The following is a 12415-nucleotide window of genomic DNA, read 5'->3' as shown; positions in this document are numbered from 1 at the left end:
GATTGGCCCGTGTTTGCCGCATGACCTGCTCCGCGCCAGCGGGAAGGAAGTGCGCGGGGTATCGCTCGATTGCGAATACGACACCGCGCCTGCGGCCGGCATCCTCGAGAGCAAATTTGCGCCGTGGTGTTCGGCGGTCATCGCGAACTGGATGGCAGGCGCCTACGACCACTTCGAAACGATCGTCTTCAGTCGCGCTGACGATACGGTTCAAAGGCTGTATTACTATGTTTGCGAGCTTCAGAGGCGCGGGACATTGGCCGGGCCCGAGGCGATCATGTTCGACGTCAGCCTGATCCCGCGCGCCAGCAGCGAGGCTCGCCAGTATCGCGAGGTCCGCGCGCTCGCCAAACGTCTGAACGTTACCGACAGCCGGCTGCGCGAGGCCATCGTATCGACCAATGCCGCGCGTAAGGCCTCCCCGCCGCCGGCCGGCAAAGTTTGCCTGCTGGTGGGGACGCCGCCTTCCGATGATCGCCTTCACGCGGCCATTGCGCGGGCAGGCTGTACGCCGGTTGGCGACACGCTGCAGGAACTGTGGGCCGATCTGGGGCCCGCGGTGGACGAAAGCGCAAGCGATCCCGCACTTGCTCTGGCGCGGCAGATCAGGGAGCGGGCAGGCCCGCGATCGTTCGGCGATGCGGGGGCTGCCGTCGCCGCGGACATTGCCTCGCTGGCTCCGGTCTGCGGGGTTCTCTGGCTCAGCAACGACGATGAAAGCACCGGGTGGCAGATCCCTGCGCTCAGGGAGCCGTTCGAAGCGGCCGGGATACCGTTGCTGGAGATGACCTGTCGCGATCCGCATCTGGCGGACGGGGCGGAAGACGAGATCGAAAAATTCGTGGGCGAGAATTCGGAATGAAACCACTGGAAGGCCATTCGCTGGTGGCATTGGGCGAAATGGGGGAGCGATCCCTGGCTCGCTATCTCCTGTCCCTCGGCGCGATACTGGACAACGACGTTGCTTCTGCGTCGTTCGTGATCGACGATCTGGGACAACAGGCCACCGCCCACCTCCCGATCCCGGAAACCGCAATCCACGTTTCGGTGACTCCGTTTGGTTCCAACGGCCCGCGAGCGGGCTGGCGCGGAAGCGAGCTCGTCGCCTCTGCGATGGGCGGGGCATTGCGGGTCACCGGAGAGATGGGACTGCCACCGGTGAAGGAAGCCGGCGATGCGTGCATCTTCCACGCCGACATGGTTGCTGCGTCGGGAGCTATGGCGGCACACTTTGCCCGCGGCCGGACGGGGGTTGGCCAGCATGTCGATATTTCGGTCCAGCAGGTCACCTTCAGCCGCAACTATAACGGCGTGCTGGTGTGGCAGTTCGACCGGCGCAAACTGCACCGCGTCGGGGGAGCGCTGGCCTATGGGAAAGCCAAGGTGCGAGCCATCTGGAAGCTTGCCGACGGGTGGTGCTTCCATTCGTTGATGACCGGCAGGCTGGGGGCGCCGGCCAACCAGGCCCTGTCGGACTGGATGGACGATGTCGGGGCCGACAACCCGCTCCGCGACACCGATTGGTCGACCTACAACCGTTCCACGCTTCCTTCGGAAACGCGGGCGACATGGGAAGCGGCCATCGCCGCATTCTTCGCCGGGCGCACCAAGCGGGATATCGCCACCACTGGCCACGAACGCGGTATCAACGCCTGCGTGGTCAACGAACCCGGCGATGTTCTGGCCGATCCCCATCTCGCCGACCGCCGATTCTTCGATACTTCGGATGGCCTGCCGGATCGCTTCGCGATCGTCGACGAGGGCGCGCGGTCGGTCGCACGGGCCCCGGCCATACATGCGGGTTCACGCCCCGGCCCGCTATCCGGGGTCAAGGTCTTGGACTTCGCATGGGCGCTGGTCGGTTCGATCACGACCAAGACGCTGGGCGATCTGGGTGCCGATATCGTCAAGGTGGAGAGCAGGACCCGTCCCGATCTCGCGCGGCTGGACGTTCAGGTTTCGGCCAGCGAAGCGGGGAACTTGGACGACAAGCCCTGGTTCGCCCATCTCAATTCTTCGAAGCGCAGCCTGTCGCTGAACATGAAGGAGCGCAGCAGCAGGGAAATTCTGGAGCCGCTGATCGACTGGGCCGATGTGGTGGTGGAGAATTTCTCGCCCGGAACGATGGATCGCCTCGGCCTTGGATATCGGGCCCTCGCCGAACGCAACCCTGCTGTCATCATGTGTTCGGGCAGCGTGTTCGGCCAGACCGGACCGATGGCCCAGGAATGGGGTGTCGATGGAACAGGCGGAGCTCTTTCCGGGCGGACTTATCTGACCGGGTATCCGGAACGCGACCCCGTAATCCCCGGGGCCGTACCCTATGGCGACGTGATCGTGCCCTATGTCATGGCCGCGCATATTTCTGCGGCGCTGCAACGGCGTCGCGAAACCGGGCGCGGGGCCCGCATCGATGCTTCGATGTATGAAATATGCGTCCAGCAGATGCGTTGCTTCCTCGCACAGGCACAGAAGGGTGAACGCCCCCGGCGTTTGGGCAACGGCGATCCGGCGGTGAAGAGCCAGGGCGTCTATGCCGCTGCGGGCGACGACCGCTGGGTCGCCCTGAGCATCTTCGACGATATCGAACAGGCGAAGCTGGACGCGCTGAGCGGCGGCGACGTCGCCCGCTGGATAGCGGGGATGACCGATGCCGAGGCGGTGGCACAACTGCAGGCGGCCGGTCTGGCAGCGGGTGTCGTGCAGGATGCCGAGGATATGATCGAGCACGATCCCCAACTCGCATTTCGCGGAGCGCTGATCGATCTGGACCACCCCCTGCTCGGCCCGTTCGGGCATGTGGCGACCCCGATGACTTTCAGTCGCGATACGCTCGCGCCCTATCGCGCGCCGCGGATGGGCGAGCATACGAGAGAGATTGCGACTTCGATCTGCGGCCTCGACGATGATCGGTTCGATGCCTTGCAGGATGCCGGAGTTTTCAAATGAGCACAGCGACAGGGCAACGGAGCCGCAAGATGCTGGCCTGCACGGCCGAGGCCAATGCATATCAGAAAGCGTTCGGGCAGGATCTCAAGCGGCGCGTGGTTGACGAAGGGGAGCCGTTCGCCATCGTGCAAGCCGATACCCCGCACGAAATATTCCATGTGATGGACATTCCGATCGTCACGAACCAGTGGTGGTCGGCTTATATCTCGGCGAAGCAGCTTTCCGCGCAGTATTTCGAGGTCATGGCGAAAGCGGGTTTCCCGGCGAACAACTGCAAATATTGTTCGCTTGGCCTGGCCTGCACCCTGGCCAACGACCCGACGACCGCGCCATGGGGCGGTCTGCCCAAGCCGACAGTGCTCGTCGCACGTCTTACCTGCGACTGCATCCAGCAGGTTTTCGGCCGTTGGGCAGAAGCGCTCGATAGCGAGTTCTTCCCCCTCGAAGCGCCCGCCTGGCGCGAGAAGGAACCACGCTGGTTCGCACATTCGCGCGATGATTGGGAGCGTGTTTACGAACCCGATCGCATTGCGCTGATGGTCGACGAGATGCAGGATCTGATCGCCCTGCTGGAACAGCGAACGGGGCGCAGGTTCGATGCCGACAGATTCCACCATCTGATGGAAAGGATCAACGAGCAGGAAGGTTATATCTGGGAGGCTGCCCAGGCCATCGGAACGGCCCGCCCGTGCCCGGTGTCGATTGCCGAGCAAATGCCGAATACGATGATACCGCAATGGCATCGCGGGTCGGATTGGGCCGTTTCGCATGCGCGCAAGTTTCGCGACGAGGTGCTGGAGCGCGTCAATGCGGGCCTCGGTGCCTCCGCGGGTCGCGAGAGGCTCCGCCTGATGTGGATCGGTGCCGGGGTGTGGCACGATCCCGGTTTCTATCAGGCGCTCGAAGAAAAGCTGGGCGCGGTGTTCGTGTGGTCGATGTACATGCCCTTCGCTGGTCCGCAGTACATTCGTGAAATCCACGGCAAGCCGATGGAGGCCCTGGCGAGCCGCATTTGTTCCATGAACGAAGTGCTGCACCTTCCGCCATGGATGAACACCTGGATGGAAAGCGAGGCAGAGCGGTGCGCGATCGACGCCGCGGTTGTGTTGCTCCCTCCCGATAACAGGTTATCACAATCGGGGACAAAGCTGACTGCGATGACGCTGGAGCAGGCAGGCATCCCGGTCCTTTCGATCGATGCGGACATGGTGGATGCGCGCAACTGGAACCATGAACGCATGGTTGGGACAGTGGCTGACTTTCTGAACGAGCACGGTCTGGCGTGAGGTTCGCGATCGCCCTCCTCGCGCTGCTGGTTGCCGCGTGCTCGCGCCCCGTTCCCGAGGGCATGACGCTGCTCACCTATGCCACGCCCTACGCCCCCTCGCATCCGTTCAGTCGGGCCGACATTCGCTGGATGGAATATGTCCATAAACAGTCGGGCGGCACCTTGCGCATCCGCCCGCTATGGTCTGGGGCAGTGCTGTCGTCGGATATGTCGATGGAGGAACTGCGCCACGGTGTCGCCGACATCGGGCTCGTGACCCCGATATATGTGCGCGGCGGGACCCATCTTATCCGCACCCAGTCCGGCTTCTATTCAGGGGTTTCGGGTTTCGAAAACCAGGTTGCGCTCTATCGGTGCCTTGAGCGAACGCTGCCCCAGATCGGGCGGGAGTTGGCAGGGCTGCGGGTCCTTGCGGTCCAAGGGGGGGATAACCCCGGGATCATTACGCGCGATCGGCCGGTAGAGCGGATCGAACAGCTCCGCGGCATGCGCATTCGGGCTCCCGTCGAACTGCTATCGCTGCTCGAGACCCTTGGCGCGGACCCGGTCAATCTGCCGATGGGGGAAGTTTACTCTGCCATGGCGAAAGGAGTAATCGACGGCGTTATTGCACCGCCGGATACTTTTCGCGCGATGCACTTTGCGGATGTTGCGAACTTCTACACAGCCCTGACCGTACCGCGCGGCGCCTATCCGGCTCGCGCTATGAGCGAGCAGGCGTGGGACGGATTGAGCGAAGAGCACCGCGATCTGCTTTTGCGCTCGACGCGGGTCTGGGAGGCTGCCCTGGCAGCGGAAATCGCATTGGCCGCGCAGTCGGGCATGGAAGAGGCGCTTGCCAACGGTGTTACTGTCTTCGCCGTACCGGCCGAAGAACAGCGCCGGTTCGATGCCCTCTATCTGCGCCAAGCGGCGGCCAGTGCGGCAGAGCTGGCGGCCTTTGGAATCGATGGAGAGCAAGCGTTCAAGACGGCGCGTGCAAGCATAACCCGCGACGGAATCTCATGCAGCAGGGGAATTTGATATGACCGGCAGAAGCATTTTCGCTATTGCACTTGCGCTCGCGAGCGTGCCGTTGTCCGCGGCGAACGGTGACGACCCGGCTCCGGGAGCGATCGGCGGGGCGGCCGGGACGGGCGGTTATCCCGCTGTCGCGGAAGTGCGCGCCGAAGCCCCGCAGTACACGATCTATCGTCCCGGCACGATGCCGGACGAAGCGCTGCCGCTGGTGCTATGGGGCAACGGGGCATGTCGTGACAACGGGCTGAGCGCAGCACACTTTCTGCGCGAAGTCGCCAGTCACGGCTACGTTGTCGTTGCGAACGGCAGGGCCCGCAGCGAACGCCCCGCTTCGCGGTCTGTCCAGCCGATCCCCGCGAGTGCGATCCCACCCCCCACCCGATCCGCGGACGAGACGTCGGTTGCAGGACTTCTGGCCGGCATCGATTGGGCCCAGGCGGCAAACTCCGATCCCGACAGTCCATTCTACGGGCGCATAGCGACCGATCGGATCGCCGTGCTCGGCCACAGCTGCGGCGGGTTGCAGGCGATTGCGGCTGGTACGGATCCGCGGATCGACACGGTAATCGCGCTGGCAAGCGGGGTCTATGTTCGCGAGCGGGACGGCCGAAGCGGCGTCGATGTTGGCAAAGACGATCTTGCAAGGCTCCAGGGCCCGATCGCCTACATTCTGGGTGGCGAAGAAGACATTGCCTATGCCAATGGAATGGACGATTTCGCGAGAATCGACCACGTGCCGGTTCTGGCGGCCAGTCTGCCGGTCGGCCATGGCGGCACTTTCTCGCAGTTCGATGGCGGTGACTGGGCTCGCGTATCCGTGCACTGGCTGGACTGGCAGCTGAAGAACGACGCGAACGCAGGTCTTTGGTTTATCGGTGAAAACTGCCGATTGTGCACCACCTTCGGGTGGGATGTCGTGAGCAAGAACATGCCGGAGACTCCATGAGCCAGCCCCTTTCAGGTGTCGTCGTTGCAGATTTCAGTCACGTCATGGCGGGGCCCTATGCCTCGCATCTTATGCGGTTGATGGGGGCGACGGTCATCAAGATCGAGCCCAAGCATGGTGACCAGTTTCGCAACTATGGGGGGGACGGTCGGTACGATGGGATGGCCCCGGCCTTCATCGCGGCAAATGCCGGGAAGAAATCGATCGCGCTCGACCTCAAGAATACGGAAGATCTCGAAATCGCGCGGTCTATCGTCGCCAAGAGCGAGGTCTTGCTCGAGAATTTTCGCCCCGGCGTCATCGGTCGTCTCGGTCTCGGCTACGAAACCGTGAAACAGCTGCGACCCGATATCGTGTTCTGTTCGGTTTCGGGCTACGGCCAGACAGGGCCCTATCGCGACTGGCCGGCGATCGACAATATCGTACAGGCCACCACCGGCATGATGATGCTGAGCGGGGACGAATCCATGCCGCCGGTGCGGGTCGGGTTTCCGATCGTCGACACACTGACCGGCCAGAGCGCGGCGCTGGCCATCACTGCCGCACTGCTCAGAAAGCGGGAGACGGGCGAGGGTGCACACATCGACGTTTCGATGTTCGATGCTTCGCTGGCCTTTATGACCTCGACGCTGACGCCGTTTCTCGTGACCGGCAATGTGATGCGGCGCATGGGCAACACCGGGTATTCCGGCCTGCCTACGGCATCGTTGTTCACTGCACGCGACGGACGCCAGATTTCTCTGGGAGTTGTGCAGGATAACCAGTTCGCATCGCTTGCGAAGCATCTCGATCGCACGGACTGGCTGGCCGATGCACGATTTGCCACCGCCGCGGCGCGGCGGGAAAACTTCGATCTCATGCAGATCGAACTGGCCGGAGAGATCGCCAAGCGCGATGCCGCCGACTGGGAGCGAAGCATGAGCGAGGCCGGCATTCCGTGTGGCATGGTCCGCCGTGTCGAGGAGGCCGCCGAGCTTGCCGGCGAGGCAGCCCTCCTGGATCTGGAAACGCCCGACGAGTTCCCCGGCAAAATGCGGGTCCCCAACGTCGGTTTCGAGATCAGTAACGGTTCACCGGGCACGCGCGAAGCGCCGCCTACGCTGGACGGAAATCGCGACGAGATCCTCGAGTGGCTGTCGCGCGACTGATCGGAATCGCACGCCTCAACGCAGGCCGGGGTTGACCGGGGCCGCCTCTCCCGCGCTATAGTTGCAAGCGCTTGCAAAAAGAGATTCGTGGGGAGGATAAATGCGGCTTCTCAGTGCCGTTTGTGCGGCGATCCTTGCAGCTTTCAGCGCTCCTGTCGTGGCGCAGGATCGCGTTATGCAGCTCTATCCGAACGGGGCGACCGGTTCGGAGGCCTGGACCCAGCCCGAAACTGTCTCGTCCGAGGGGCAGCGAAGGATAATCAGGAACGTTCGCGAGCCGGAAATCAGCGTTTACCTGCCGGAACCGGGCGACCGGACGGGGGCCGCGCTGGTCATGCTTCCTGGCGGAGGATTGCGGCTACTGGGCGTCGGAGCAGAGACCGACGAGCAGATCAGGCAATTCAACAGGCGGGGCATAGCGGTCATCCTGTTGAAATATCGCACGCTGCAAATCGATCCGAAGACAATCGGTTCGCGTTCCATGACACCGCCCGGACCGATGTCCTTCCCAAAGCTCGATATCGTCAAAGCCAATGCGAATCCCGCCAAGGGGGATGCCGCGCTGGACGAGGTCCTTCGCCTCGCCACGGCCGATGCCCAGGAAGCCCTGCGGGTAACGCGATCGAACGCCGCAGCCTGGGGCATCGATCCGGCACGCGTCGGAATGATAGGGACGTCCGCCGGGGGCGGTGTGGCGATCGGTGCCATGTTGGCCGGCGCCCCGGGCGCAACGCCGGACTTCATTATTTCGATCTACGGCCCCTCCTTGCAGGACGTCGACGTTCCGGTGGATGCCCCGCCGTTGTTTCTTGCTACCGAGCTTGATCATGGCCCCGTGACCGACGGCATTCTGGCCCTTGCGGACCTCTGGCGGGATGCCGGCCAGCACGTCGAATTGCACGTTTATGACGTCGCTACGTTCGCCATGCCGTTTTCGCTATGGGGTCCGCGCGCTCTCGAATGGATGGAAGAGCGCGGTTTCCTGTCGGCGGAGGCACAACCGCCATTCGACGGTACAAGGGAAAGCTCGTTCTATCTGCCGAGCTTTGACGGCACCCGGCTTGCAGTCAGCATATATCGTCCCGTCCGGGACGGGGTCGTGGAAACTGCGCCTCTACCGGTGATCGTTACACAGGATCGCAGCCAGGATCCCGAACGGTTCGAGCCGATCCGGCGATACTTCGTATCGCATGGCTACGTGGTGGTGTCTCACGATCGCCGGGGCACGGGGGCATCCTACGGTCGCCAGGAGGGTTTTGTGACCGACGCGGATCGCAGAGATGCAAAAGCGGTTATCGAATGGGCTGCAAGCCAGCCCTTCTCGAACGGCAACGTCGGCGCGATGGGTTGCTCCAACCAGGGGGTCTGGCAATATGGCGCGGCGGCGCTCAAGCCACTCGGGCTCAAGGCGATCGCACCTGCCTGCGCCAGCCCCCGGTTTTTCGACCATGCGGTATCGCGTGGCGGAATCCCGATTTTCGAGACCGGCGAAGGCCATTTTTCCGGCGAATGTATTGCAGCGCCGGCTGGCGCGAACGCCGCAGTCGGAGGGGCTGCGAAGCCCCGACCGGTAGCCGGGCACGATCTGGCCAGCGTGTTGGCCCAACGCAAGTGCGCGGCACCGATGCTGGGCCAGTACTGGCTCAATATGGCGCGCGATGGTGTCAACGGATTCACTGGCGGCCGGCCGGGGATCGCCGACTCACCAATCACCTACTGGCGGGAAATTCAGGAATCGGGCGTTGCCATATTGCAGTTGGGCGGCTGGTTCGATGCAGCGGTCGCCGGCCAGATCGAGGGGCAACGCCTGTGGGGCGGAAGGCTGATTCTGGGACCGTGGGTGCATGGAAATGTTCCGCCGAGGGGCAGCGACTTTCCCGCCGCGGACTACGACCTGAAGAAGGAGGCCCTGCGCTGGTTCGACTATCACCTGAAGGGCGCCAAGAACGGCGTGAACGAAGAAGGTATCGAATACTACTCGATTGGGGCACCGGCAGGCGAAGAATGGAAAATCGCAGAGACATGGCCCGGCGGCGACAATGCCACCCGCTTGTTCCTTTCGCCGGATGGGCTGACGCGCGAAGCGCCTTCGTCGGATAGGCCCGCTGCCACCTACACCGGCGACGGGGTTACCTGGTTTGGCGGGCGCTATTCGCCGCTGGCCCATTGGTGGGATGGCAACGGGCCTCCAGTCCAGGGGGAAAGCCTGGTCCATACCGGCGAGCCGCTGAAAGACGATGCTCTTTTCGAGGGTACGGCGCGCGCGCGGATCTGGGTGTCGTCCGACCGGAGGGATGTGAACGTCTTCGCGATGATCGAAGATGTCGCTCCGGACGGACGGTCCACCTATGTCACTGATGGCTTTCTGCGCGCCTCCTGGCGCAAATCGGTGCAGCCCGCATGGGGGGAAGCCGGACAAACCTGGCATCGCGGCCATGCGGATGACATTGCCCCTCTGGTTCCTGGCGATCCGGTTGAGCTGGTTTTCGACTTCTTCCCCATTTCGTACGTGTTCAAGGCAGGCCATCGGGTCCGGCTCAACATCAGCACCACGATCGGGAATGACTATCAGAATCCGCCGCTCACAGACGGAACACCCCGCATAGAGGTTTATCGCGACGCTGCGCATCCTTCTGCGATCGAGTTGCCGCTTTCCATCGCCGACTGACCGCGCTCCGGGAAGTCGGTGTGTTCCGCCTCCCCATCGTTCCTGGCCACCGCTTACGCAAGCGCTTGCAAAAGGCCTTCGATGGGTGGTAAGGATGTTATGAGACAAAACAAAACGGATTCGATTCCGCGGCGTAGCCGGGCGCAGACCCGGCGGAGGCAGGGGCAATCCGGTTGGGGAGGTTGAATCGGGATGCCGCACGTAATGCTGGCCACAGGCGACCTGGCGATGGATCGCGACGACTACGACGAAAGTTTCGTCGGCACGCACGAACTCCTGTCGTCGGCCGATATCACCTTCGGGCAGATCGAAACCAGTTTTGCCGAGAAAGGGACGCGACTTCCCCAGGCACGCCACGCTGTGCGTGCTCGGCCAGAGGGTGCGACGGCGCTCGCCAAGGCAGGTTTCGACTGCGTGTCGATGGCGGGCAATCACTGTCTGGACTGGGGAAACGAGGCATTCTTCGAGACCCGCGACAACTTGCGCGGAGCGGGGATGCAGGTGGTCGGTGCCGGTCGCGACATTGCCGAGGCCCGCATGCCCGCCAAGTTCATGCTCGGCGACGGCACGCGCGTGGCTGTCCTGGCATACTCTTCGATCCTTCCGCAGGGTTACTGGGCGGAAGAGCGGCGGCCGGGATGCGCTCCGATGCGGGCGTTCACGCATTACGAGCAAATCGAGCACGACCAGCCTGGCACCCCTCCGCGGACGCATACTTGGCCGCATCGCGAAGATCTTGCGGCGATGTGCGCCGATATCGCGGCGGCGAAGGATTGGGCCGACGTCGTGGTCGTTTCGCACCATTGGGGCATTCACTTCGTTCGCGCCGAAATCGCCGATTATCAGAGGGACGTGGCGAGAGCCTCGATTGCGGCTGGAGCCGACGCAATCCTCGGCGGACATGCGCACGTACTGAAAGGCTGCGAAGTGATCGATAGCAAGCCCGTGTTCTACTCGCTGTCCAACTTCGCGACCGATCTCAGGATGGACGAGGCTCACGCCAAATCGAAGAGCTGGAACGAGATCCGCGTTCTCGCCGAGGAGTGGGAGCCGGATTTCGAGGGGTTGTACAACTTTCCCAAGGAATCGCGCCTCGGCATGATCGCTCGTCTGGAGATCGGTGAGGGCAAGCTGATCCGTGCAGGTTTCCTTCCTCTGCATATCGGTCGCGATGCGGTTCCGATGCTTGCAGACCGCGACAGCGCCGAGTTCGCCGAAGTCGTCGATTACATGTCCGCCGTCACCGTCGAGGCCGGCCTCAATGCGAGATATTCGGTCACGAGCGACATGGTCCTGGTGGAGCAGGCGACATGAAGAAAACGAGCATGATCGCCTGGATGCCGATGGAAGGCTGGATAGTCCTCTATCTTGTTCTCTACCTGCCGAATGCGATGATCACCAAGCTGATCACGAGCGAGGCGGATATCGGCCTGGGCCGGCCTCTGACCGGGCTTGAGACCTTGCCGGCCTCGCTGACCATCTCGCTGGTGCTCACCTATCTCTTTATCTGGCTGTCCGGCTGGTATCGCGACGCCAACACCGTGCAGTTTGCCGGCAGGCAGATTCCCATGCCAACCCGTTACACTTTCCTCTCCGGGCTCGGCACGGCGCTGATCCTGTTTACCGTGCCGCTGTCGTTCACGATCAAGGACGTGTCGATCCCGTTCATGCAACTGCTCATGCGGGGCGATATCCTGATCATTGCGCCGTTCGTCGACTTCATTTTTGGCCGCAAGGTGCGCTGGTGGAGCTGGGTGGCGCTGGTGATGGTGCTGGGCGCGATGGCCATAACGCTGGTGGATCGCGGGGGGCTGAGGCTTCCGCCGATCGCGATCGTCACGATCGTCCTTTACACGCTCGGCTATTTCATCCGGCTGATGGTGATGACCAAGACCGCGAAGAACGGCGATCCTGCCCTCGTCCGGCGCTACTTCGTGGAAGAGAAGATCGTCGCCCTGCCGCTCGCAATCGCGGCCCTGGCCGTGCTTGCCGCCAGCGGAATTGGCGGGGGCGACAACCAGTTGCAGTGGGGCTTTATCGACGTCTGGACCAGCGATGCGATGTGGCCGATCTTCTGGATCGGACTGACGCTGACAGTGATCTCGGTTGTCGCGATCATCATCCTGCTCGACCCGCGCGAGAACGCTTACTGCGTGCCGCTGGAGCGTGCCGCCAGCCTCGTGGCGGGGGTGGGCGCTGCAGCTCTCCTCGCCTGGTTCTTCGGGCTGACGGCCCCGCGACCGGCCGAACTTGTCGGCGCGGGCATCCTGGTCGGCGCGATCGTGTTGCTCTCGGTCGCTCCGCGCATGGCCGCGCGAAGACCGGTGATCGCAGCGCGAGCCGAAACAAGCTGAACGAATACGAAAACGACAAAACGAAAACTTGCAAGGGAGAGT

General features: G+C 63.1%; 9 protein-coding genes. All 9 read left to right on the top strand.

What is annotated here, in order from left to right:
* The first annotated feature begins 13 nt into the window (after window positions 1–13).
* The 9 genes from V5F89_RS00965 (at window position 14) to V5F89_RS00925 (ending at window position 12373) form a co-directional block, all read left to right on the top strand.
* Window positions 14–862: a hypothetical protein gene (locus tag V5F89_RS00965; protein ID WP_338446398.1), complete on the top strand. Its 849-nt coding sequence runs from the start codon at window positions 14–16 to the stop codon at window positions 860–862.
* Entirely contained in the window at window positions 859–2949 is a 2091-nt protein-coding gene (locus V5F89_RS00960) for a CoA transferase (RefSeq protein ID WP_338446397.1), read from the top strand. The genes V5F89_RS00965 and V5F89_RS00960 overlap by 4 nt, the downstream gene beginning before the upstream one ends.
* On the top strand, window positions 2946–4235 hold the full coding sequence (locus V5F89_RS00955) for a 2-hydroxyacyl-CoA dehydratase family protein (protein ID WP_338446396.1): 1290 nt from the start codon (window positions 2946–2948) through the stop codon (window positions 4233–4235). The genes V5F89_RS00960 and V5F89_RS00955 overlap by 4 nt, the downstream gene beginning before the upstream one ends.
* Window positions 4232–5260 (top strand): TRAP transporter substrate-binding protein DctP, encoded by a 1029-nt coding sequence (dctP, locus tag V5F89_RS00950; protein WP_338446395.1) that lies wholly within the window; start codon window positions 4232–4234, stop codon window positions 5258–5260. Before V5F89_RS00955 ends, dctP begins: the two co-directional genes overlap by 4 nt.
* Before the next feature lies 1 nt (window position 5261).
* Window positions 5262–6203 carry a hypothetical protein gene (locus V5F89_RS00945; RefSeq protein ID WP_338446394.1) on the top strand — a complete coding sequence of 314 codons (942 nt, stop codon included), beginning with the start codon at window positions 5262–5264 and terminating at the stop codon, window positions 6201–6203.
* Complete coding sequence (locus tag V5F89_RS00940) at window positions 6200–7351, top strand: CoA transferase (protein ID WP_338447478.1); 1152 nt, start codon at window positions 6200–6202, stop codon at window positions 7349–7351. The genes V5F89_RS00945 and V5F89_RS00940 overlap by 4 nt, the downstream gene beginning before the upstream one ends.
* A 175-nt stretch (window positions 7352–7526) precedes the next feature.
* A complete protein-coding gene (locus V5F89_RS00935) occupies window positions 7527–10019 on the top strand; it encodes a CocE/NonD family hydrolase (protein ID WP_338446393.1) in 2493 nt (830 codons plus the stop codon).
* Between the two features lie 204 nt (window positions 10020–10223).
* Entirely contained in the window at window positions 10224–11333 is a 1110-nt protein-coding gene (locus V5F89_RS00930; RefSeq protein ID WP_338446392.1) for a CapA family protein, read from the top strand.
* Window positions 11330–12373: a hypothetical protein gene (locus V5F89_RS00925; protein WP_338446391.1), complete on the top strand. Its 1044-nt coding sequence runs from the start codon at window positions 11330–11332 to the stop codon at window positions 12371–12373. The genes V5F89_RS00930 and V5F89_RS00925 overlap by 4 nt, the downstream gene beginning before the upstream one ends.
* Window positions 12374–12415 lie beyond the last annotated feature (42 nt).

Source organism: Pelagerythrobacter marensis, from assembly GCF_036700095.1.
Lineage (GTDB): Bacteria > Pseudomonadota > Alphaproteobacteria > Sphingomonadales > Sphingomonadaceae > Pelagerythrobacter > Pelagerythrobacter marensis_A.
Note: the sequence above shows the minus strand (reverse complement) of the source record. Positions and strands in the feature narration are given on the sequence as shown.

What these genes read in the sequence shown, in the direction of transcription:
- V5F89_RS00930 (WP_338446392.1), top strand. Translation starts at nt 10,224, where the DNA reads ATGCTGGCCACAGGCGACCTGGCGATGGATCGCGACGACTACGACGAA.
- V5F89_RS00935 (WP_338446393.1), top strand. Translation starts at nt 7,527, where the DNA reads ATGCAGCTCTATCCGAACGGGGCGACCGGTTCGGAGGCCTGGACCCAG.
- V5F89_RS00960 (WP_338446397.1), top strand. Translation starts at nt 859, where the DNA reads ATGAAACCACTGGAAGGCCATTCGCTGGTGGCATTGGGCGAAATGGGG.
- V5F89_RS00940 (WP_338447478.1), top strand. Translation starts at nt 6,200, where the DNA reads ATGAGCCAGCCCCTTTCAGGTGTCGTCGTTGCAGATTTCAGTCACGTC.
- V5F89_RS00925 (WP_338446391.1), top strand. Translation starts at nt 11,330, where the DNA reads ATGAAGAAAACGAGCATGATCGCCTGGATGCCGATGGAAGGCTGGATA.
- V5F89_RS00955 (WP_338446396.1), top strand. Translation starts at nt 2,946, where the DNA reads ATGAGCACAGCGACAGGGCAACGGAGCCGCAAGATGCTGGCCTGCACG.
- V5F89_RS00945 (WP_338446394.1), top strand. Translation starts at nt 5,262, where the DNA reads ATGACCGGCAGAAGCATTTTCGCTATTGCACTTGCGCTCGCGAGCGTG.